Annotated in this window: 22 protein-coding genes; 8 read left to right on the forward strand and 14 right to left on the reverse strand. The window is 60.0% G+C overall.

All coding sequences use genetic code 11. The features are described 5' to 3' along the window. Positions 1-40: 40 nt before the first annotated feature. The 4 genes from AACW30_RS23430 to AACW30_RS23445 all read left to right on the forward strand — a co-directional run bounded on the left by AACW30_RS23430 (position 41) and on the right by AACW30_RS23445 (position 3,896). Positions 41-1,186, forward strand: a complete 1,146-nt coding sequence (locus AACW30_RS23430; RefSeq protein ID WP_124416630.1) for a serine hydrolase domain-containing protein — start codon at positions 41-43, stop codon at positions 1,184-1,186. A 143-nt stretch (positions 1,187-1,329) separates the two neighbouring features. Beyond that, positions 1,330-2,490 carry an OmpA family protein gene (locus AACW30_RS23435; RefSeq protein ID WP_106577118.1) on the forward strand — a complete coding sequence of 387 codons (1,161 nt, stop codon included), beginning with the start codon at positions 1,330-1,332 and terminating at the stop codon, positions 2,488-2,490. A gap of 27 nt (positions 2,491-2,517) precedes the next feature. Next, positions 2,518-3,165: a pyridoxamine 5'-phosphate oxidase gene (gene pdxH / locus AACW30_RS23440; protein ID WP_106577117.1), complete on the forward strand. Its 648-nt coding sequence runs from the start codon at positions 2,518-2,520 to the stop codon at positions 3,163-3,165. 266 nt (positions 3,166-3,431) lie between these two features. Then, the gene (locus AACW30_RS23445; protein WP_003189251.1) at positions 3,432-3,896 is read left to right on the forward strand and encodes an outer membrane lipoprotein; all 465 of its coding nucleotides are present in this window, start codon (positions 3,432-3,434) and stop codon (positions 3,894-3,896) included. A gap of 89 nt (positions 3,897-3,985) precedes the next feature. On the opposite strand, the gene AACW30_RS23450 is transcribed toward AACW30_RS23445, so the two are convergent. Further along, positions 3,986-5,608: a methyl-accepting chemotaxis protein gene (locus tag AACW30_RS23450; RefSeq protein WP_119738811.1), complete on the reverse strand. Its 1,623-nt coding sequence runs from the start codon at positions 5,606-5,608 to the stop codon at positions 3,986-3,988. A 196-nt stretch (positions 5,609-5,804) separates the two neighbouring features. Then, on the reverse strand, positions 5,805-6,980 hold the full coding sequence (gene nhaA / locus AACW30_RS23455; RefSeq protein ID WP_119738813.1) for a Na+/H+ antiporter NhaA: 1,176 nt from the start codon (positions 6,978-6,980) through the stop codon (positions 5,805-5,807). A 216-nt stretch (positions 6,981-7,196) separates the two neighbouring features. Here nhaA and AACW30_RS23460 point away from each other — a divergent pair, with 216 nt between their 5' ends. Further along, positions 7,197-8,291, forward strand: a complete 1,095-nt coding sequence (locus tag AACW30_RS23460) for a PLP-dependent cysteine synthase family protein (RefSeq protein WP_119738816.1) — start codon at positions 7,197-7,199, stop codon at positions 8,289-8,291. Between the two features lie 134 nt (positions 8,292-8,425). Here AACW30_RS23460 and AACW30_RS23465 read toward each other — a convergent pair whose 3' ends face one another. From AACW30_RS23465 to AACW30_RS23475, 3 genes are all read right to left on the reverse strand, one after another. Continuing rightward, complete coding sequence (locus AACW30_RS23465; protein WP_200623546.1) at positions 8,426-10,039, reverse strand: NAD(P)/FAD-dependent oxidoreductase; 1,614 nt, start codon at positions 10,037-10,039, stop codon at positions 8,426-8,428. A 106-nt stretch (positions 10,040-10,145) separates the two neighbouring features. Further along, complete coding sequence (locus AACW30_RS23470) at positions 10,146-10,817, reverse strand: COG3650 family protein (protein WP_106577112.1); 672 nt, start codon at positions 10,815-10,817, stop codon at positions 10,146-10,148. Between the two features lie 97 nt (positions 10,818-10,914). Then, positions 10,915-11,514, reverse strand: coding sequence for a short chain dehydrogenase (locus tag AACW30_RS23475; RefSeq protein WP_106577111.1), 600 nt, complete (start codon positions 11,512-11,514; stop codon positions 10,915-10,917). A 103-nt stretch (positions 11,515-11,617) separates the two neighbouring features. Between AACW30_RS23475 and AACW30_RS23480 the strand changes: the two genes are divergently transcribed. Then, positions 11,618-12,532 (forward strand): LysR family transcriptional regulator, encoded by a 915-nt coding sequence (locus AACW30_RS23480; protein ID WP_200623548.1) that lies wholly within the window; start codon positions 11,618-11,620, stop codon positions 12,530-12,532. Here AACW30_RS23480 and AACW30_RS23485 read toward each other — a convergent pair. The 4 genes from AACW30_RS23485 to AACW30_RS23500 are packed head-to-tail and all read right to left on the reverse strand — an operon-like array spanning position 12,523 to position 14,979. Further along, positions 12,523-13,008 carry a DoxX family protein gene (locus AACW30_RS23485; protein WP_106577109.1) on the reverse strand — a complete coding sequence of 162 codons (486 nt, stop codon included), beginning with the start codon at positions 13,006-13,008 and terminating at the stop codon, positions 12,523-12,525. The two genes, AACW30_RS23480 and AACW30_RS23485, sit on opposite strands and share 10 nt — an antisense overlap. Beyond that, positions 13,005-13,781 carry an HvfC/BufC N-terminal domain-containing protein gene (locus tag AACW30_RS23490; RefSeq protein WP_200623550.1) on the reverse strand — a complete coding sequence of 259 codons (777 nt, stop codon included), beginning with the start codon at positions 13,779-13,781 and terminating at the stop codon, positions 13,005-13,007. The genes AACW30_RS23485 and AACW30_RS23490 overlap by 4 nt, the downstream gene beginning before the upstream one ends. Then, the gene (bufB, locus tag AACW30_RS23495; protein ID WP_200623551.1) at positions 13,778-14,656 is read right to left on the reverse strand and encodes an MNIO family bufferin maturase; all 879 of its coding nucleotides are present in this window, start codon (positions 14,654-14,656) and stop codon (positions 13,778-13,780) included. The genes AACW30_RS23490 and bufB overlap by 4 nt, the downstream gene beginning before the upstream one ends. 23 nt (positions 14,657-14,679) lie before the next feature. Next, complete coding sequence (locus AACW30_RS23500; RefSeq protein WP_200623552.1) at positions 14,680-14,979, reverse strand: BufA1 family periplasmic bufferin-type metallophore; 300 nt, start codon at positions 14,977-14,979, stop codon at positions 14,680-14,682. Between the two features lie 117 nt (positions 14,980-15,096). On the opposite strand from AACW30_RS23500, the gene AACW30_RS23505 reads away from it, so the two are divergent. Further along, on the forward strand, positions 15,097-15,699 hold the full coding sequence (locus AACW30_RS23505; RefSeq protein WP_200623553.1) for a hypothetical protein: 603 nt from the start codon (positions 15,097-15,099) through the stop codon (positions 15,697-15,699). Here AACW30_RS23505 and AACW30_RS23510 read toward each other — a convergent pair. The 5 genes from AACW30_RS23510 to AACW30_RS23530 all read right to left on the reverse strand — a co-directional run bounded on the left by AACW30_RS23510 (position 15,659) and on the right by AACW30_RS23530 (position 20,654). Next, positions 15,659-16,360 (reverse strand): ABC transporter ATP-binding protein, encoded by a 702-nt coding sequence (locus AACW30_RS23510; RefSeq protein WP_200623554.1) that lies wholly within the window; start codon positions 16,358-16,360, stop codon positions 15,659-15,661. The genes AACW30_RS23505 and AACW30_RS23510 overlap by 41 nt on opposite strands. Beyond that, positions 16,361-17,128, reverse strand: coding sequence for a high-affinity branched-chain amino acid ABC transporter ATP-binding protein LivG (livG, locus tag AACW30_RS23515; protein WP_016975067.1), 768 nt, complete (start codon positions 17,126-17,128; stop codon positions 16,361-16,363). Then, complete coding sequence (locus AACW30_RS23520; RefSeq protein ID WP_064451210.1) at positions 17,125-18,378, reverse strand: high-affinity branched-chain amino acid ABC transporter permease LivM; 1,254 nt, start codon at positions 18,376-18,378, stop codon at positions 17,125-17,127. The genes livG and AACW30_RS23520 overlap by 4 nt, the downstream gene beginning before the upstream one ends. Beyond that, on the reverse strand, positions 18,375-19,298 hold the full coding sequence (gene livH / locus AACW30_RS23525) for a high-affinity branched-chain amino acid ABC transporter permease LivH (protein WP_106577104.1): 924 nt from the start codon (positions 19,296-19,298) through the stop codon (positions 18,375-18,377). Before livH ends, AACW30_RS23520 begins: the two co-directional genes overlap by 4 nt. Positions 19,299-19,526: 228 nt before the next feature. Then, positions 19,527-20,654, reverse strand: a complete 1,128-nt coding sequence (locus AACW30_RS23530; RefSeq protein WP_106577103.1) for a branched-chain amino acid ABC transporter substrate-binding protein — start codon at positions 20,652-20,654, stop codon at positions 19,527-19,529. Positions 20,655-20,995: 341 nt separating this feature from the next. Here AACW30_RS23530 and AACW30_RS23535 point away from each other — a divergent pair, with 341 nt between their 5' ends. Continuing rightward, positions 20,996-21,298 (forward strand): DUF2288 domain-containing protein, encoded by a 303-nt coding sequence (locus AACW30_RS23535; RefSeq protein ID WP_200623555.1) that lies wholly within the window; start codon positions 20,996-20,998, stop codon positions 21,296-21,298. Positions 21,299-21,452 lie beyond the last annotated feature (154 nt).

Consider the following 21,452-nt stretch of genomic DNA (forward strand, 5'->3'; position numbering starts at 1 on the left):
ATGTCGGCCACTTATTACGGTGTTTTCCGAGGCGGCTTAGGTGCAGATTCAGGGTCATTACGAGCTCCAGTTCGAAGCGGTACGTGAGGCATTCGCCGCATTGTTTGATGACCCGCAGGAGCGTGGTGCCGGGCTGTGTATCCAGATCGGCGGCGAAACCGTCGTCGACCTGTGGGCAGGCACCGCCGACAAGGACGGTGCCGAGGCCTGGCACAGCGACACCCTCGTCAACCTGTTTTCCTGCACCAAGACCTTCACCGCCGTGACGGCCCTGCAATTGGTGGCCGAGGGCAAGTTGCAACTCGACGCCCCTGTCGCCAATTACTGGCCCGAGTTTGCCGCGGCCGGTAAGGAAGCCATCACCCTGCGCCAGCTGCTCTGCCACCAGGCCGGGTTGCCGGCGATTCGCGAAATGCTCCCCGCCGAAGCCCTCTATGACTGGCAACTGATGGTCGACACCCTGGCGGCCGAAGCCCCATGGTGGACGCCGGGCCAAGGCCACGGCTACGAGGCCATCACGTATGGGTGGCTGGTCGGTGAATTGTTGCGTCGCGCCGACGGGCGTGGGCCCGGTGAATCAATTGTGGCGCGGGTTGCGCGGCCATTGGGGCTGGACTTTCATGTTGGCCTGGCGGACGAAGAGTTTTACCGTGTTGCGCATATAGCGCGCAGCAAAGGCAATATGGGCGATGAAGCCGCTCAACGATTACTGCAAGTTATGATGCGCGAACCTGCGGCCATGACTACGCGTGCATTTGCCAACCCACCGTCTATTCTGACAAGCACTAATAAGCCTCAATGGCGGCGCATGCAGCAGCCAGCGGCAAATGGACACGGTAATGCGCGTAGCCTGGCGGGCTTTTATAGCGGATTGTTGGACGGTAGTTTGCTCGAGGCGGACATGCTCGAACAATTGACCCGCGAACACAGTATCGGACCGGATAAAACTTTATTGACCCAAACGCGTTTTGGCTTGGGCTGCATGTTGGATCAACCGCACTTGCCCAATGCGACGTTCGGCCTTGGCCCACGTGCGTTTGGGCATCCGGGGGCGGGTGGTTCGGTTGGTTTTGCCGATCCGGAACATGATGTAGCATTTGGTTTCGTGACTAATACACTGGGGCCTTATGTACTTATGGACCCGCGTGCACAGAAGTTGGTCGGAATATTGGCCGGTTGTCTGTAAAGAGCTTGCTGTTTCACGTTTTTTTGTTACAAAGGCAACTATAAGAAGGCGCTGAACGAAATTTTGTAACTTCAATGTTCTGTAAGCGTCTGTTTAACGGGTCAACCAGACCCTCCGGTTTTTTCTCATTTTGTGGATATCTCATGTTATCGAACAAGTCCTTGGCACTCGCGCTGTGCCTCACAATTACGGGTTGCGCACAAACTCCACAAAATGATGCCGAGGGTGGGCATTGGTGGTCATTTGGATCAGACAAGGCTGCTACCAAGGACGCAGTAACCAAAACCGACGCCGTGCCGGATGCAAAACCCGCCGCTGGCGCCAAGCCCGCAGCCCCGGTTGCCGCCGCCGCTGCTCCAGCGCCTGCCGCTGCTGCCGCCCCTGCGCCCGTAGCCAAGGCTGAGACCGGCTCCAGCTGGTGGCCGTTCGCTTCTAAAAGCGCCGATGAAAAAGCGGCTGATGCCAAAGCCGATCTGAAAGCCGACCTCAAGGCGGCAGACCCGACGACCCCGGCGGTGGCCAAGACCGACACCGATACCAAATGGTGGTGGCCTTTCGAAAGCAAGCCAAAACCATTGGCCAAGGTCGACGTGACCAACGTGCCGATGCCTGACCCGAAAATCACTCAAGCCTGGCTGGACGACTATGAGCCGCGCCTGCGTGCGGCCATCAAGGACAGCAACCTGCAATTGGAGCGTCGCGAAAACGTATTGGTCGTGATCGCCCCGGTTGATGGCTCTTACAACCCGAAACGCCCGGCGATGCTGCTGCCAGTTACGTTGGGCCCGTTCACTCGCGTGGCCAAGGCGGTTGAAGGCGATCCGAAGACCGCTGTGTTGGTCTTAGGCCACGTCGACACCAATGGTGCCGAGCCAGTGAGCCAGGCATTGACCCGCGAGCGCGCGCAGTCCATCGCTTCGATTTTCAGCCTCAGCGGCTTGAAGCAGGATCGCCTGATGATGCGTGGCATGGGCGACCTTATGCCGCGGGCTGCCAACGATAGCAATCAGGGGCGTGCGCTGAACCGTCGCATGGAAATCATGTTCACTCAGCGTACAACGATGTTGGCGTTGTTGAGCAAGTACAACTCGGGCAAGCCACCGGTTGCGGAAATGGTTGCCGTGCAGACTGCACCCGCTCCCGTACCGGCGCCTGCTGCGAAAAAAGCCGCTCCGGCGAAAAAGGCTCCGGTCAAGAAAGCCGCTGCCAAGCCTGTTGCGAAAAAAGCTGCTGCCAAGCCGGCCGCGAAAAAAGCCGCACCCAAGGCCGACGCCCCAGCGACAAACGACCAGGCGAAAAACTGATCTGTTGAACCAGAAGGATAAAGCCGCATGACCCAGGCATTGGCCGATATGCGCCGTGACTACACACGGGACGGTTTGAGCGAGGCCCAGGCCCCGGGCGAGCCGTTTGCATTGTTCCACCAGTGGTTTGCCGATGCGGTGAAAACCGAGCAGCCACCGGTGGAAGCCAATGCCATGACTCTGGCCACGGTCGACCAGGACGGTCGTCCGCACTGTCGTATCCTGTTGCTCAAAGGCCTGGATACACAGGGTTTTACCTTCTTCACCAATTATCAGAGTGCCAAGGGCGAACAGCTTGCGGCACAGCCGTTTGCAGCCATGACCTTCTTCTGGCCCACCCTGGAGCGCCAGGTGCGCATCGAAGGGCGGGTGGTCAAGGTCACGCCTGAAGAGTCGGATGCTTACTTTCAGGTCCGCCCATTGGGAAGCCGTCTTGGGGCCTGGGCGTCGCCGCAGAGCCGGGTCATCCGTGATCGCGAAGAGCTGCAAGATTTGCTCAAGGCCACCGAGCAGCGTTTCAGCGACATCCAACCCGATTGCCCTGAGCATTGGGGCGGGTATCGCCTGCTGCCCGAGCGCATCGAGTTCTGGCAGGGTCGCGCCAGTCGCCTGCATGATCGCCTCAACTACCGCCTGCAAGCCGGCGAGTGGACTCGTGAGCGCCTGGCGCCCTGAGTTTCACCTTTCGTCACCTCGTTCGAATGTTGCCCGCCACGGCGAAGTCTTTATCCATATGTCTTCGGCGTGTGCTGCTGCGCGACTACAATAATGATGAACGCGTTCATGACATTCTTCGGAACAGTTGAGTGCAACCGTTCGTCTATTTTTCTGGTGCTGGCAGTCTGTACTAAGGCTGAATGAAAGCAATTTTCTGCGGTGCTCGCCGTGACAGGCGCCAAGCCGCAGCGTCTAATGAATACCTGTCCTTTGGAGTTGATGCTATGCGTAAGTCCGTTTTACTAGTTGCCTGCTTTACCACCCTGTCGTTGCTGTTGGGTGGCTGCGCCTCGAGTCTGACCGGCGACTCGTACTCTCGTGACGAGGCGCGTCGTGTACAGACCGTTCGCATGGGCACCATTGAATCCCTGCGTCCAGTGAAAATCGAAGGCACCAAGACCCCAATCGGCGGCGCTGCTGGCGCAGTCATCGGCGGCGTTGGCGGCAGCGCCATCGGCGGCGGCCGTGGCAGCATTGTGACCGCCGTGATCGGCGCCGTAGCCGGCGGCCTTCTGGGCTCGGCCACTGAAGAAGGCCTGACCCGCACCCAAGGCGTGGAAATCACCGTTCGCGAAGACGACGGCAGCATGCGTGCCTACGTACAAGCCGTGCAGGAAAATGAAATCTTCCGCATCGGCGACCGTGTACGCATCATGACCGTTGACGGTACCAGCCGCGTTACTCGTTAAACGCCGGTCCTGGCAATAAAAAACCCCAACCGAGTGATCGGTTGGGGTTTTTTATTGCAGGCGCGGTGTGCCGCGCACGCTGCGTGACTTCAAACCTGGAAGTGCTTGACCATCGTGTTCAACTCGTGGGCCAGGCTGGCGAGGGATTGCGAGGCTGCAGTCGTTTGGGTCGAGCCCTCTGCCGACTGAATCGACAGCTGCTGAATGTTCAGCAAGTTGCGATCGACTGCTCGAGCAACGTCGGCTTGTTCCGCCGCCGCCGTGGTGATCACCAGGTTGCGGTCATTGATTTCATCGTTGGCGGCCAGAATGTCTGCCAGCGCTTGTTGCGCCAGCTCGGCCAGCCCCAAAGTTTGCTGAGTCATGGCGCTGCTGTCGAGCATGGTGTTGACGGTGCTGGCCGTGTTGGCCTGAATGCTGCCGATCATCTGCTCGATTTCCTGGGTCGATTGGGCGGTGCGATGGGCCAGTGCACGAACCTCGTCGGCGACCACGGCGAAACCACGTCCGGCCTCACCGGCACGCGCGGCTTCGATGGCCGCGTTAAGCGCCAGCAGGTTGGTTTGCTCGGCAATGGTGCGGATCACATCGAGCACTTTGCCGATGCCTTTGGCCTGCTCGGCGAGGCCGCCCACTTGCCCTGAGCTGACCTCGACCCCACGGGTCAGCGCCTGGATCGAATTCAGTGCCTCGACCATGCGCTGTTGGCCCTTCAGCGCAATGCTGCGTGATTCCTGGGACAGGTCGGAGGTTGATGCCGCGTTTCGCGCGACCTCCTCAATCGCGGTGGTCATCTGAGTGACGGCCGTGGCTGCCTGCTCGATTTCGCCATGTTGCTGTTGCAGGTCGCGGCTGCCCTCGGCGGTGACGGCATTCAACTCTTCGGCCGCAGCGGCCAGTTGGCTGGATGAGCCGGTGATTTGCCGCAGGGTCTGCACCAGGTTGTTACGCATGGTTTCCTGTGCCCGGAGCAAGCGCGTGGCTTCGTCATTGCCCGTAGGGTTTATGGGCTGGGTGAGGTCGCCTTTGGCGATGGTTTCGGCCACCTGCACCGCTTCAATGATGGGGCCGGTAATGCTGCGGGTCAGTAACCAGGCCACCAGCACTGTGCCGGCACTGACCAGCAAAATGACGATTGTGATGCCGCTCACGGCATGCTGGTAAGCGCCTACGGAGGTTTGGCCGGCCTGTTCGGCGCCTTTGTTGGCGAGGTCGATCAACTGGTCGAAGTTCTTGGTCATCTGCTCGTAGCTTTCTCGAATGCTGTTGAGAAAGTCGCGGGCGCCGGCTTTGTCGCCCGAGCGCGAGCGCTTGAGCATTTCGGTATGGTTCTTCGCGTAGGCATCCAGGCTTTGGTTGAACACATCCAGGCGCGATTTTTCCTCGGGTGTGCGTAGCAGCGCGGCATATTGGGCCAGCTGTTCCTTGACGCTTTTCAGGCGGCCGGCGGATTTGTCTTCATAGGTTTGCATGTCCGCATCGCTTGACGACAGGATGTGCGCCATTTCGCCCAAGCGAAAACGGTCGAGCGAGGCGTTGGCCAGGGCCAGAATCCTGACACGCTGCATCCAGTTGTTCTGAATGTCGGCCGCCTGGGACTGGACTTCGCCAATCTGTTTGAGGGCGAACAGACCGAGAAACACACTCAGCGACGCAATGGCCGCGAAGCCGATGAAGGCTCTGGCAGCGATTCTTATATTTCTCAGGAACATGGGATTTTCGCTCGGGCTGAATACGCGTTGGAGAGCTGTGTCGGGCGGGTGTCCCTGGCAGGGACAGTGGTAGCGCCACAATCACTAGTCGGCGGCGCGCGCAAAGTCTTTAGGCGTTTGAGGTAAGTGTCATCTTCAGAAAAAGAAAAACCCCAATCGGGCTCACCGATTGGGGTTTTGGGTGCTTTCGCAACCCTCAGGCTTTCTTGCGACTCGCCATCGCGGTCACGGCATAACCCATACACGCGGCCAGGATCGACCCGGTCAGAATACCCATTCGATCCTCCCCGGCGAATTCGCTGGCACCCGGCACAAACGCCAGTGAACCGACAAACAGGCTCATTGTAAAGCCGATACCGCACAGGATCGCCACTCCGAACACCTGGCCCCAGTTCGCGCCGCTGGGCAGCGCGGCAAGGCCGGTCTTGATGGCGAGCCAGGTGAGGCCGAACACGCCGATGGTCTTGCCGATCAACAGGCCGGCGGCGATGCCCATGGGCACATGGTGAGTGAAGCTTTCCAGGCTCACGCCGGCCAGGGAAACGCCCGCGTTGGCGAAGGCAAACAGCGGCAGGATGGCGTAGGCCACCCACGGATGCAGGGCGTGTTCCAACGTCCTCAGGGGCGAGGGCTCGGCATTTTTGGTGCGCAGCGGGATGCAGAAGGCCAGGGTCACGCCGGCCAGCGTGGCATGCACGCCACTCTTGAGCACACACACCCACAGGATCAGACCGATGATCAGGTAGGGCCCGAGTTTGATCACGCCCAGCCGGTTCATCGCGATCAAGGCAATCAGGCACGCCCCTGCACCGGCCAGAGCAGCACCGGACAGGTCCGCTGAGTAGAACACGGCGATGACGATGATTGCGCCGAGGTCATCAATGATCGCCAGGGTCATCAGGAACAGTTTCAGCGATACCGGTACGCGCTTGCCCAACAGGGCCAGCACGCCCAGTGCAAAAGCGATATCGGTGGCCATGGGGATCGCCCAGCCGGAGAGTGCTGCGGGGTAGTCCTTGTTGATCGCCCAGTAGATCAGCGCCGGCACCACCATGCCGCCAATGGCTGCGGCCCCCGGCAGTACCACTTGCGAGGGTTTGGACAGGTGGCCGTCGAGCAGCTCGCGCTTCACCTCCAGGCCGATCAGCAGGAAGAACAAGGCCATCAGGCCATCGTTGATCCACAGCAGGGCAGGCTTGGCGATTTTCAGCGCGCCAATCTGTGCCACCACCGGTACATCGAGAAACGCGTTGTAGAGGTGTGACAAGGGTGAATTGTTGATGATCAGCGCCAAGGCGGCAGCGGCGATCAACAACAGACCGCTGGCGGCTTCCAGCTGGAAGAAACGGGTGAAAGTGCTACGCAGAGGCAAGGGATGCTCTCCAATCCAGGTTCAATAGGTGGGTACCCTAACCCGTACCGTTAGTTGTTAAAACAAAAGTTATATTCTTATTTGTTATAAGGAGCGGGCAGAGTCGGCATTGCGCCAGAGCCTAGCAATTGTGTGTCTATTTGAGTCGCCACTGTATCTGTGTGCAGTGTAGGAAACTCCCTAAAATTGGCGCTGAAATCTTTAGAGACGCACCTTATGAGTGACCACCGTACCTGGGCCCGCGAAGCCATTCGCATCATTGAAGCGGACTTCCAGCGCAGCGCCGACACGCACCTGATCCCTTTGCCGTTGCCGGGGTTGCCGGGTATCGAGTTGTACTTCAAGGACGAGTCCAGCCACCCCACCGGCAGCCTGAAGCATCGGCTGGCCCGTTCACTGTTTCTGTACGCGCTGTGTAATGGCTGGCTCAAGCCGGGCGCGCCGGTAATTGAGGCCTCCAGCGGGTCGACGGCAATTTCGGAAGCGTATTTCGCGCGGCTGCTTGGCCTGCCGTTCATTGCGGTGATGCCAGCCACCACGTCTCAGGAGAAAATCGCCCAGATCGCCTTCTACGGCGGCAAGAGCCATCTGGTGAAGGATCCGACGCAGATTTACGCCGAGTCCGAGCGGTTGGCGCAGGAAAGTGGCGGTCACTTCATGGACCAATTCACCTATGCCGAGCGCGCGACGGACTGGCGGGCGAACAACAATATCGCCGAGTCGATCTTCCAACAGATGCGGTTTGAGCATTACCCCGAGCCGAGCTGGTTGATTTCCAGCCCTGGCACCGGCGGCACCACCGCGACGCTGGGGCGTTACGTGCGCTATCGCCAGCATTGCACCCGCGTGCTGTGTGCCGACGCCGAACGCTCGGTGTTCTTTGACTATTACCAGACGGGCGACGCCAGCTTGCGCCTGGATTGCGGTTCGCGGATCGAAGGGATCGGCCGGCCACGCGTCGAGGCGTCGTTTTTGCCCAAGGTGATTGATGCGATGGTCAAGGTACCGGATGCGCTGTCACTGGCGGCCATGCATTACTTGGCCGAGCGTCTTGGGCGGCGGGTCGGTGGTTCCAGCGGGACCAACCTGATCGGTGCCTTGGTGGCGGCGCAGCAGATGCAAGCGGCGGGGGAGTCTGGGTCGATCGTGGCAATTTTGTGTGACGGGGGCGAGCGGTATGCCACGACTTACTACGATCAGGCGTGGCTCGCCGGGCAAGGGTATGAGTTGAGCGGGCTGATTGCGGCCGTTGCGGCCAGTGTTGAACGGGGCGAGCCGTTGCCGGAGACAATCCTGCGCGCAAACATCTGAAAACCGGCAAAAACCAATGTGGGGGCGGGCTTGCCTACGATGCCGGCGTTCAGTCGATAAGTTCGGCGACTGAGACTCTGCCATCGCGGGCAAGCCCGCTCCCACCTTTGATCGGGTTGGTTGTAATAGAGTGCTTAGGCCTCTATGCCGAGCATATCCCGCGCCAACGCCTCGGCAATCCGAATCCCGTCAACGCCCGCCGACAGAATCCCACCGGCATAACCCGCGCCTTCACCGGCCGGGAACAAACCTTTCACGTTCAAGCTCTGCATCGACTCGTTACGGGTAATCCGCAGCGGCGAGGACGTGCGCGTCTCGATCCCGGTCAGCACCGCATCGTGCAACGAGTAGCCTTTGATCTGCTTCTCGAACGCCGGCAACGCTTCACGAATCGCTTCGATGGCAAAGTCCGGCAAGGCCAGGGCCAAGTCACCCAGCGACACGCCGGGCTTGTAGGACGGTTCCACGCTGCCAATGGCCGTGGACGGCTTGCCCGCGATGAAATCCCCCACCAGTTGCGCCGGAGCCTCGTAGTTGCTGCCACCAAGGATGTAGGCGTGGGACTCCAGGCGCTCCTGCAACTCGATGCCCGCCAGCGGGCCACCCGGGTAGTCCACCTCCGGCGTGATGCCGACGACGATGCCGGAGTTGGCATTGCGTTCGTTGCGCGAGTACTGGCTCATGCCGTTGGTTACCACGCGGTGCGGCTCGGACGTCGCCGCCACCACCGTGCCGCCCGGGCACATGCAGAAGCTGTAGACCGAGCGGCCATTTTTGGCGTGGTGCACCAGCTTATAGTCGGCCGCGCCGAGTTTAGGATGCCCGGCGTATTTGCCCAGGCGCGCCGCGTCGATCAGCGATTGCGGGTGTTCAATCCTGAAGCCCACCGAGAACGGCTTGGCCTCCATGTACACGCCACGCCCGTGCAGCATGCGGAAGGTGTCGCGGGCGCTGTGGCCCAGGGCCAGGATCACGTGCTTGGAGAGCAGTTGCTCGCCACCGTCGATGACCACGCCGTGCAGTTGGCCGTCTTCGATCAGCACATCGGTGACGCGCTGTTCGAAACGCACTTCACCGCCCAGGGCGATGATCTGCTGGCGCATGTTTTCCACCACGCCGGTCAGGCGGAACGTGCCGATGTGCGGCTTGCTGACGTAGAGGATTTCTTCCGGCGCACCGGCCTTGACGAACTCGTGCAGGACCTTGCGACCGTGGAATTTCGGGTCCTTGATCTGGCTGTAGAGCTTGCCGTCGGAGAAGGTCCCGGCGCCGCCTTCACCAAACTGCACGTTGGACTCGGGATTGAGCACGTTTTTGCGCCACAGGCCCCAGGTGTCCTTGGTGCGCTGGCGCACTTCTTTGCCGCGCTCGAGGATGATCGGCTTGAAGCCCATTTGCGCGAGCAGCAGCCCGGCGAAGATCCCGCACGGACCAAACCCCACCACGATCGGCCGTTCGACCAGGCCTTCCGGCGCCTGACCCACCACCTTGTAACTGACATCCGGCGCCGGGTTGACGTTGCGGTCATCGGCGAACTTGAGCAGCAGGGCGGCTTCGCCTTTCACGTTCAGGTCGATGGTGTAGATGAAGCATAGCTCCGACGACTTTTTGCGGGCGTCATAGCTGCGTTTGAACAGGGTGAAATCGAGCAGGTCATCACTGGCGATGCCCAGGCGCTGCACGATGGCAGGCCGCAGGTCTTCTTCGGGATGGTCGATGGGCAGCTTGAGTTCGGTGATTCGTAACATGACGGGATCCGGTAGGCGGCGGACAAAAAGGCCGGCTGTTTTGCAAACCGGCGATTATAAGCCCCAAAGGCGGTTTTCCGACACGTTAAAACAGCGTTGGGCCGAATCAGTCGTCGCGAGAACCGCCGAATGCCGCGCAACCACGCTGCACTTGGCCGTTGACGCGCAACTCGGCGGTCATGTGTTGCAGGCTACCGCTGACGCTGTCGATGCACCGCTGCGGCGCGACCCAGAGTTCGATGTGCTGGTTATTGGCTTCGGTCATCAGGTTGAAACGGCCGTCGCCCAGTTGCTCTTCCACAAAAGGCACCGCCAAGGGTGGCTGGCCTTCGCGCTCCAGCACCATGCCCTTGGCGGTCACATTCATCGCCCAGGCGGGTTTATGGCCATTGGCGCGCAGCACCATGCGCTTGAAGTCCGGGTCGTTGCAGGCCGAAGTCGAACGTTCCATGCGATAAAGCTGTTGCAGCTCTACCGAGCCCTGGGTGCCAGTGGCAACCCCGGAGAACTTGCCGCGCAAGTCGGCAAACAGTGCGCCTTGTTGCCCAGCCAGTGAGGCGGCTTCCTGCAGGATGCTGGTGCCGCCGGCGTCGTTGACCACGTAGTTGCGTTTGTCACCGCAAGGCTGGAACAACAGCTTGCCGTCAACGGCCGTCAATTCACCCTGCATGCGGGTCAACCCGGCGGTAGACGGCTTTGCCGGCTCGCTCTCGAACATCTGGCAAGCGGTGAACAGAGGCAGCAGGGCAAACAGAACTAGGGTACGGGCGGCGCGCATTTATCGGGTCTCCAAACAAGTGCCGCCACGTTACGCAGGCTGACGCCGCACCACAACCCCAGTGCCCGGCTTCAGGCAATTCTGACAGACGCCGGATTCAGCCGACGATAAACGTCTGGCCGGTCTGCAGGCCTTCTACGCTTTTGGCGTAGGCCAGAGCTACGTCGGCACCCGGAGCCGGTTTGTAACCGCGGAAATACGGGGCGTAGCTGCCCATCGCTTCCAGCAGGACGGTCGGGCTCACGGCGTTGACGCGCAGGCCGCGTGGCAATTCGATCGCCGCGGCTTTGACGAAGGCGTCAATGGCGCCATTGACCAATGCGGCCGAGGCGCCGGTACGGATGGGGTCACGGTTGAGGATGCCGCTGGTGAAGGTGAACGAGGCGCCGTCGTTGGCATATTCGCGGCCGATCAACAGCAGGTTGACCTGGCCCATCAGCTTGTCGCGCAGGCCCAGGTCGAAATCGCTTTCGCTCATTTCACCCAGTGCTACGAAATTCACGCTACCGGCCGCGCAGATCAGGGCATCGAACTTGCCGGTCTGTTCGAACAGCCTGCGGATCGACGCGCTGTCGCTGATATCCACCTGAAAGTCGCCGCTTGTGCGACCGATGCTGATCACGTCGTGACGCTGAGCCAGTTCTGCCTTGACTGCCGAGCCGACCGTGCCGCTGGCACCAATCAATAGGATTTTCATCGTGCTGTTCCTCCAGGGGTAAGTGAAGGTTCAGTCTAGTGTGGCTTTTCGGGTGGATAAACGTGCTAATAGGCAACCTTTGGTTTTCAAATGGAAACAATCCATGAGCGAGATGGATGACTTGGCGGCCTTTGCGGTTCTGATCGAAGCCGGCAGTTTCACCCTGGCGGCCGAGCAACTGGGGTGCAGCAAGGGCCAGTTGTCCAAGCGTATCAGCCAGTTGGAGGCGCAGTTTTGCGTGGTGTTGCTGCACCGCACCACCCGCAAGCTCAGCCTGACCGCAGCCGGTGCAGCGCTGTTGCCCCAGGCTCAGGCGCTGGTGGTTCAAGTGGAACGCGCCCGTCAGGCATTGGCGCGGCTCAAGGACGATTTGGCCGGGCCAGTGCGTATGACGGTTCCGGTGTCGTTGGGAGAAACCTTCTTCGATGGCTTGCTGCTGGAGTTCTCCAAACAGTACCACCAAGTGCAGATCGAACTGGAATTGAACAACCGTTATCGAGACCTGGCGCGGGATGGGTTTGACTTGGGTGTGCGTTCCGGCGCCATCGAAAATGAGCGTCTGGTGGCCAAACCGCTGCTGGCCTGGCATGAAATGACCTGCGCCAGCCCGGCCTACCTGGAGCAACATGGCGAGCCGCTGACCCCGGCAGACCTGGCGACGCACACCTGCCTGCTCAACAGCCACTACAGCGGGCGCGAAGAATGGCTGTACCACCAGCAGCACGAACTGCTGCGAGTGCGGGTCAGTGGCACCTTTGCCTCCAACCATTACAACCTGTTGAAAAAGGCCGCATTGGTGGGCGCCGGAATCGCCCGCCTGCCGTCCTACGTGTTACCTGCGGAACTGGCTGACGGGAGATTGCGCTGGCTCCTGCGCGATTATCAGACGCGTAGCATGCCGATGTACCTGGTTCACCCGTATCAGGGTGGCTTGCCGCGTCGCACCCAGGTGCTGGCCGATTACCTGGTGGATTGGTTCAAGCGCAGCGGCGAGGCCCTGGACCGTCTTCAGCGGTAGCGGCGTGCAATCAAATGGTCGATGGACAGGCAGCCCGGGCCCTTGGCGACCAACAGCAGCAGCACGGTGATCCAGGTGCCGTGGGTCGGGTAGGCGTCCGGGTAAACGAAGAGTTGAATGGTCAAGGTCATGCCGATCAGGGCCAGGGCCGAGAACCGCGTGGCAAAACCCACCAGGATCAGCACCGGGAAGAAATGCTCGGCAAACGCCGCCATGTGCGCGGCGATTTCCGGTGACAGCAGGGGCACGTGGTATTCGCTGCGAAACAGCGGCAGTGTGGACGCCGCAAGACGCGGCTCGCCGAATTGGAACGTGCCGCTGATCAAGTCGATGGCAAAGCCCTCGACCTTGGTCTGCCCGGATTTCCAAAACACCGCGGCAATGGAAAATCGTGCGAGAAAGGCGATCAGGCTGTAGGGGATTTTCTCGAACAGAGCAATGACCCGATTGACCAGACTCGAAGGGGATGTGTTCATGGCAATACCTTTTGTTCGAGGTGCAAATGAGTGATGGCGTCGTGGCTGATCAACAGGGCCAGGCATTGGTTCAGGTCGAACTGCGCCGACGCTTCAAGCGCGTGCTGCACTGCCGTCTCCAGTGCCGAGCCGTGATTCAGGCTGTCGATGAACGCGACCGAGCCGCTGTCGATGGCGAATACCTTGACCGCCAAGCCTTGGCGTAACACCAGCGCGCTTTGGGCGTGCCAGGGATTCAGGGTGGCCAGGCCACCTTCGGTCTGGTGCGCAGCCCAAACGGCCACCACCGCGTAAGGGCTATTCAGGGTGGCCAGGGATGGATGCAGGTGCAGGCGCAGCTTGCCCAGGTCTGTCTGGCCTTGCAGTGTTTGGAGAATGGCTTGCTGGTCCAGCGGCTGGGTGTCTGCCGCGTGATAGGCACAAACCCGCAAGCGCTCTAGTCTGGCGACGTCAGCCAGATAGGGCACGCTGGCCGCCGGCTCAAAGGCCTGAATAAACCCTGCGAACGCGCTGCCGTACTCGCTCATCAGCGGGCTGTCAGGTGGGCTCGCCTGAACAAAAAGACCAGCCATGGCGCGAAAAAACTCATCGCCGACCAACTGCAAGGTTACGGGGTAAGCGGTTGCCAACGCGTTGATTAACGCGCTGTGAACATTGTTGCGATACACCGCGAAACGGCTGGCCGGGTCGGCGCCGTTGCGGCTGAACAGGCCGTCGGGGCACGCCAGGTCGGGATCGATCAGGGCGTCGGCAAACGCAGCGTGATGGCTCATACGTTCACCTGTAATAGATGCCAGTCGGCGTGTTGAGCTTCGGCATGCAGCACACTGAACGCAGGCAACTGGTTATCCCGCTCGATCAGTGTGGCCACCGGGCCCGTGCGCGTGAGTACCTGTTCGTATAACTGCCACACCGCGTTATCGATGGGCGCGCCATGGTCGTCGATCAGCAGGCGATCGCCCAGGCTGTCAGTGTCTTCGGCAAACCCCGCCAGATGTATCTCCCGGACGGCGTGTAATGGCAGCGCGTCGATGTAGGAAAGCGCCTCGCGCTGGTGATTGATGCACGATACATAGACGTTGTTGACGTCCAGCAGCAGGCCGCAGCCCGTGCGGCGGATGACCTCGCTGATGAAGTCCGTTTCGTCCAGGGTGGAGCGCTCGAATTGCAGATAGGTCGATGGATTTTCCAGCAGCATCGTCCGTTTGAGCGTGCTTTGCACCTGGTCGATGTGCTCGCACACCCGGTTCAGTGTGGCGGCATCGTAGGCCAGCGGCAGCAAGTCATTGAGAAACACCGGGCCGTGGCTCGACCAGGCCAGGTGTTCGGAAAACGAGTGGGGTTGATAGCGTTCGATCAGCAAGGCCAACCGTGCCAGGTGCTCACGGTTGAGCGGGCCTTCGCCGCCGATGGACAGGCCCACGCCGTGCAGTGACAGCGGGTACTGCTCGCGGATCAACCGCAGGTAATGATGGAACGGCCCGCCGGCCACCATGTAGTTTTCGGCGTGCACTTCAAAAAAACCGATATCGGGCGAGGTCTCGAGCACTTCGATGAAGTGCTCGCTCTTCAGCCCCAGCCCGGCCCTGTGGGGAAGGCCGGGCACCTGAGCCGGTGAGACGGTGTGTTGGGGTAAAAGCGTCATCATCAGTACTCAGGCTGTGGGCTGTTTCAGGACTTGGCGGTGAAGGCGGCTGCCTGGCCGAAACCGGTCGGCGAGGTGGAGCTTGGGGTCTTGGCGCAAGTGCCGGCCGGGACCAGTTTCCAGGCGTTGGCCTGGTCTTTGACTTTCGAGGTGCCGGCGCAGGATGTGCCGGCGCCCGCAGCGCAATCGTTCTTGCCGGCTTCAGCGACGCCGAAGCATTTGTCCATCTTGGCGTCGTCGGCGTGGGCTATGTTCGACAGGGCAGACAGGCTCAGGGCCGAACCGAGGGCCAGGATCAGGGTTGCGGCGGACAATTTAGTGGTCATGGTGTATCTCCAGCAATGAGGGTGGGTAAGGAAGCGTTTGTGCTTGCTTACCCCTCTAGAGTCAAGGCTTCAGGTTGCGTTACAGCAGGTTGCAAATAAATTTTCGATTCACAGCCAATGGGCCCTGAGCCTGAGGGTTCTGGTATCGGTGGCGCTGCACCACCTTGCAGTAGGATCGCGCAATGCCCGGCGACGTTACGACCAATAGGGAGCTTTGGTGTTGAACAAGCGCTTTACAGATTTTTTCATCAGCAGGAATTTTCATTTCTTTGGCTTGGGCAAGCGCTTTCGTCGTTTGATGAGTTTGTTTTTGAGAGCACTGTCATCGTCTGGTGGGTGACGGACCAGTTTCACAACAGCGCCTTTCTGCCGACGGCCGTAGGTCTGGCAGTGGCTGCCTCGGCGATACCTCGTGTGCTGGTGGCACCACTGGCCATCGCCTCGCTTGCCGGCACGCTGGTGTGTTCCCAGACCCTAAACCTGGCGCAGCACGTTATCGGGTATTTCGACATGCCGTTCGACGTGTATGGCGTGTATATCTTTCTCGCTGCGGGCTTGCTGCTCACGGGCGCTGGCTTGATGCTCGTCGGCCAACGGGCCAGCAAAGGTCACTGGGCACGACGCGCTAAAAACCACATAAAAAAACGGCCCGAGGGCCGTTTTTGTTTACGCCAATGGCTCAGCCACCGAGGTAGGCTTCACGCACTTTCGGATCCGTGAGCAACTGCTCCCCGGTACCCTGCATCACCACCCGGCCGTTTTCCAGCACGTAGGCGCGGTCGGCGATTTTCAGCGCCTGGTTGGCGTTTTGCTCGACCAGGAACACCGTTACACCGTCCTTGCGCAGCTGTTCGATGATGTCGAAGATCTGCTGGATGATGATCGGTGCCAGGCCCAGCGAAGGTTCGTCGAGCAGCAGCAGCTTGGGCTTGCTCATCAGCGCGCGGCCGATGGCGAGCATTTGCTGCTCGCCGCCGGACATGGTGCCGCCGCGCTGGCTGAAGCGTTCCTTGAGCCTGGGGAACAAGTGCAACACCTTGTCCATCTGCTCCTGGTAGTCGCCCTTGTCGGTGAAGAACCCGCCCATGGCCAGGTTCTCCTCCACGGTCAGGCGCGAGAACACGCGACGGCCTTCGGGCACCACCGCAATGCTCTTGCGCATGATCTGCGAGGACTGTTGCCCCACCAGCTCTTCACCCATGTAGCTGATGCTGCCGCTGTGCGCCTGCGGCGAACCGCACAGTGTCATCAGCAAGGTCGATTTGCCGGCACCGTTGGCGCCGATCAGCGTGACGATTTCACCTTGGCGCACTTCCACGTTGACGCTGTGCAGGGCCTGGATCTTGCCGTAGAAAGTGGAAACGTTTTCGAATTGCAGCATTTACGCTTCCCCCAAATAGGCTTTGATCACTTCAGGATTGTCGCGGATCTGTTCCGGTGTCCCGTCGGCCAGCGGCGTGCCCTGGTTGATCACCACGATGTGGTCGGAAATGCTCATGACCAGTTTCATGTCGTGTTCGATCAACAGCACCGTGGCGTTGTTTTCCTCACGCAACACGCTGATCAGCGCCTTGAGGTCTTCGGTTTCCTTGGGGTTCAGGCCGGCGGCCGGTTCGTCGAGCATGAGGATCCGCGGGCGGGTCATCATGCAGCGGGCGATTTCCAGGCGACGTTGCTGCCCGTAAGCCAGGGTGCCGGCAGGGCGGTTGGCAAACTCGGTGAGGTTGACCTTGTCCAGCCAGTACTCGGCGTATTCCATCGCCTCGCGTTCGCTCTTGCGGAACGCCGGGGTTTTGAACAGGCCAGCAAAGAAGTTGGTGTTCAAGTGACGGTGCTGGGCAATCAGCAGGTTCTCGACCGCCGTCATGTCCTTGAACAACCGCACGTTCTGGAAGGTGCGCACCACGCCCTTACGGGCGATTTCGTGGCCGGCCAGGCCCTGGATCGGCTGGCCGTCCAGCAGGATGCTGCCACCGCTCGGCTTGTAAAAGCCGGTGAGGCAGTTGAACACCGTGGTTTTGCCGGCGCCGTTCGGGCCGATCAGTGCCACTACCTGTTTTTCTTTCACGGTCAGGGCCACGCCGTTGACCGCCAGCAAACCGCCGAAGCGCATACTCAAGTTTTCGACTTTCAGGATCTCGCGGCTCATTTGCGCAGCTCCATGTGTGGGCGTTGCATCGGCAGCAGACCTTGAGGACGCCAAATCATCATCAGCACCATCATGGCGCCGAACATCAACATGCGGTATTCGCTGAACTCTCGCATCATCTCCGGCAGCAGGATCATTACGATAGCCGCCAGGATCACGCCTAGCTGCGAGCCCATGCCACCCAGTACGACGATGGCGAGGATGATCGCCGACTCGATAAAGGTGAACGACTCCGGGGTCACCAAGCCTTGGCGCGCCGCGAAGAAGCTGCCGGCGAAACCGGCGAACGTTGCCCCGAGGGTGAAGGCCGAAAGTTTGATGACGGTCGGGTTCATGCCTAGCGCTCGGCAGGCGATCTCATCTTCGCGCAACGCTTCCCACGCCCGTCCGATCGGCATGCGCAGCAGGCGGTTGATCACGAACAGTGCCGCCAGTGCCAGCAACAGGGCCACCAGGTACAGGAACACCACTTTGCTCACCGGGTTGTAGTCGATCCCGAAGTACTCGTGGAACGTCTGCATGCCCTCGGCGGCGGTGCGGTCGAACGACAGCCCAAAGAACGTCGGCTTGGGGATGCTGCTGATGCCATTGGGGCCGCCGGTGATATCGGTGAGGTTACGCAGGAACAGCCGGATGATTTCACCGAAGCCCAGGGTCACGATCGCCAAATAGTCACCGCGCAGGCGCAGCACCGGGAAGCCCAGCAGGAAGCCGAACGTGGCCGCCGCCATACCCGCCAGCGGCAGGCAGATCCAGAAGCCCCAGCCCAGGTAATGCGAGAGCAACGCGTAGGTGTAGGCACCCACGGCGTAGAAGCCCACATAACCCAGGTCAAGCAGGCCGGCCAGGCCCACCACGATGTTCAGGCCCAGGCCCAGCAACACGTAGATCAGGATCAGCGTCGCGATATCCACCGCGCCGCGTGAGCCGAAGAACGGCCAGATCAGCGCGGCAACGATCAGGCCGATGATGATGTAGCGTTGGGTGCGCGGCAGGGTCAGGAACTGGCTGACCTTGGGCGATACCAATGGCCCACGGTTGCCCTTGAACAAGGCGCCGACCTGCTGGGTGAACAGCACGCGCAGGAACATCAGCACCGAGCACAGGGCGATGATGGTCAGGGTCACGGGACCGGTGCCATGCACTTCCAGGTTGATGCCAACAATGCTCAGCTTGAGGCCCAGTACCGGAAAGGCCACGGCCCACACCAGCAAGGCGCTGAAAAACGCCGATTTAAGATATCTGCTCATACTTTCTCAACCTCCGGACGGCCCAGAATGCCGGTCGGACGGAACAACAGCACCAGAACCAACAGGCCGAACGCCACCACGTCCTTGTACTGGTCGCCGAAGATATCGGCACCAAAGGCTTCAGCCACGCCCAGCACCAGCCCGCCGAGCATGGCGCCCGGAATACTGCCGATGCCGCCCAATACCGCTGCGGTAAAGGCCTTGAGGCCTACCAGGAAACCGGCGTTGGGGTTGATCACGCCGTACTGCATGCTCAGCAGCACCGCCGCGACGGCCGCCAGCGCAGCACCGATGACGAAGGTCAGGGCAATGATGTTGTTGGTGTTGATGCCCAGCAGGTTGGCCATCTTGATGTCTTCGGCGCAGGCCCGGCAGGCGCGCCCCAGACGGGAGCGGGAAATGAACAGCGTCAGGCCCAGCATCGCCACCAGCGTGACGACGAACACCAGGATCTGCATGTAGGAAATCAGCACTTCTTGTGCGCCACCTGGGCCGAAGGAGATGCTCCCCGGAATCAGGTTGGGAATGGACTTGTCCTTGGAGTCCTGGGACAGCAATACAGTGTTCTGCAGGAATATCGACATGCCGATGGCGGAAATCAGCGGGATCAAACGGTTGCTGCCACGCAAGGGACGATAGGCAACCCGCTCGATGCTGTAGCCGTAGGCACTGGTTACAACAATCGACGCGATAAACGCGGCGGTCATCAACAGCGGCAGAGAGTGGATACCCATCATGGCCAGCCCGGCAAGGGCGATGAAGGCCACGTAGGAACCAATCATGTACACCTCGCCATGGGCGAAGTTGATCATTCCAATGATGCCGTAAACCATTGTGTAGCCAATGGCTATCAAGGCATAGGTGCTGCCAATGGTCAGGCCATTAACCAGCTGTTGGAAAAAATGATAGATCTCAGGCATTACAGCGCTCCTAAAAACCCGATACGCATTTCACTGGTGGAGTCATGTTCCGGCCCTGCGCTGTGTTCTATGAGCACATTTGCACAAAGCGTTTGCCAGCGAACCGCTGGTGACGGTTTTAAGATTTTCAGGTGAGCCAGCGCCCGGATCGCGGGTGACAGGCCCATAAACCTCGTAAAACAAAGCCCACTGCTTTCACAGTGGGCTTGTTAACCAGTAACGCCTGGCTTACTGAGGGGAAACTTCGGTTTTTGGTTTACCGAAGTGCCATTCGTAGACCACGAACTTGAAGTCCTTCAGGTCGCCCTTGGCGTCGAAGCTCAGATCGCCCGTAGGGGTCTTGAAAGTACCTGCGTGGATGGCAGCTGCCACCTTGGCGGTGTCTTCGCTCTTCGCGGCAGCGATACCGCCGGCGATGACTTCAACCGCAGAGTAAGCCGGGAACACGAACGGACCGGTTGGGTCCTGCTTGTTCTTGGCGAACTCTTCAACAATGGCTTTGTTGGCAGGGTCGGTGTCGAAGGATTTAGGCAGGGTTACCAGCAGGCCTTCGGAAGCGTCCTGGGCAATTTGCGAGATGGAGTCGTTGCCAACGCCTTCCGGGCCCATGAACTTGGCGCTCAGGCCTTTTTCCTTGGCTTGGCGCAGGATCAGGCCCAGCTCTGGGTGGTAGCCGCCGTAGTAGACGAAGTCGACGTTGGCTTGCTTGAGCTTCTGGATGATCGAGGAGAAGTCTTTATCGCCGGCGTTCAGGCCTTCGAAGACAGCGACTTTCACGCCTTTCTTCTCAAGGGTCTGTTTAACGGCAGTAGCGATGCCTTCACCGTATTGCTGTTTGTCGTGCAGTACGGCAACCACCTTGGGCTTCACGAAGTCGGCGATGTAGTTGCCGGCGGCCGGGCCCTGGGCGCTGTCCAGGCCGATGGTGCGGAATACCAGTTTATAACCACGGGCGGTGATTTCCGGGCTGGTAGCCGCCGGAGTGATCATGATCACGCCTTCGTCTTCGTAGATGTCGGTTGCTGGCTGAGTGGAGCTGGAGCAAAGGTGACCCACCACGAACTTGACGCCGTCGTTGACCACTTTGTTGGCTACGGCAACGGCTTGTTTCGGATCGCAAGCGTCGTCGTATTCTTTGGCTTCAAGCATTTTGCCGTCGACGCCGCCCTTGGCGTTGATGTCGGCGATCGCCTGCTTGGCACCCATGAATTGCATGTCGCCGTATTGCGTCACAGGACCGGTCTTTGGACCTGCGATGCCGATCTTGATGGTGTCGGCTGCGAACGAATGGCCGGCAACCCCAGCCAGGACCATAGCGGCAAACAGTTTGGAAATCTGCTTAGTAGCCTTATTCATAGTGCTCCACTCTTACTGTTGTATTTTTTATAGTTCTAGCGGCCTTGTGAGCTGCAGAACCGGATCAGATATCTCGAATATCCCCCCGGCATTGCCCTGGCAACTGTACCGGTACAGTGTAGAGCGCCGGTTGATCGCTTGAAAAGCTGGCTGCTGGGGGCAAACGCCGGGGGTGTCGCTTTAATGAAAGAAAAAGACAGAATTGCGGCGGGGTGATGCCAGAGTTTCGGGCAATCCTTGGCTTTCCTGACACTTTCGTTCGATGCCTCATTTGCAACTGGGTTTTTCTGCCTGACGCCTGACGCTATGATTGCGCCGATTTTTTATTCAGGTGAATTCCCATGACGCAAGAACCTAGCACCCTCTATGCCAAGCTGCTCGGTGAAACCGCCGAAATTTCCTGGAAGGAGCTTGAACCGTTCTTTGCCAAGGGTGCCCTATTGTGGGTCGACGCCGGCCTGGATTTGATCGAAGCGGCCGAGAGAATGGCCGAGGATAACCGTGACAAAGTCGCTGCGTGGCTGGCTGCAGGGAGCCTGGGCGAGGTGTCTGCGACGCGGGCATTGGACCTGGTCGAGAGGGATCCAAGCCTGTGGGCGGTCGTGGTTTCGCCGTGGATTCTGATCCAGGAAAGGGCGGCGTAAGAAACCTGCGCACTAAAAAGGTGCGCTGCTCGGACCCTTGCAAGTGTGTAGCGGAGTAACCGCCGACGCCGTGATGGCACCTTGCCGTAGAGAAAGGTCACAGGTGAAGGTGACGTGCGCGTCACGGGAACAGTTTTGCGCGGGGCCGAAGGCT

Source organism: Pseudomonas sp. MF6747, assembly GCF_963890955.1.
GTDB lineage: Bacteria > Pseudomonadota > Gammaproteobacteria > Pseudomonadales > Pseudomonadaceae > Aquipseudomonas.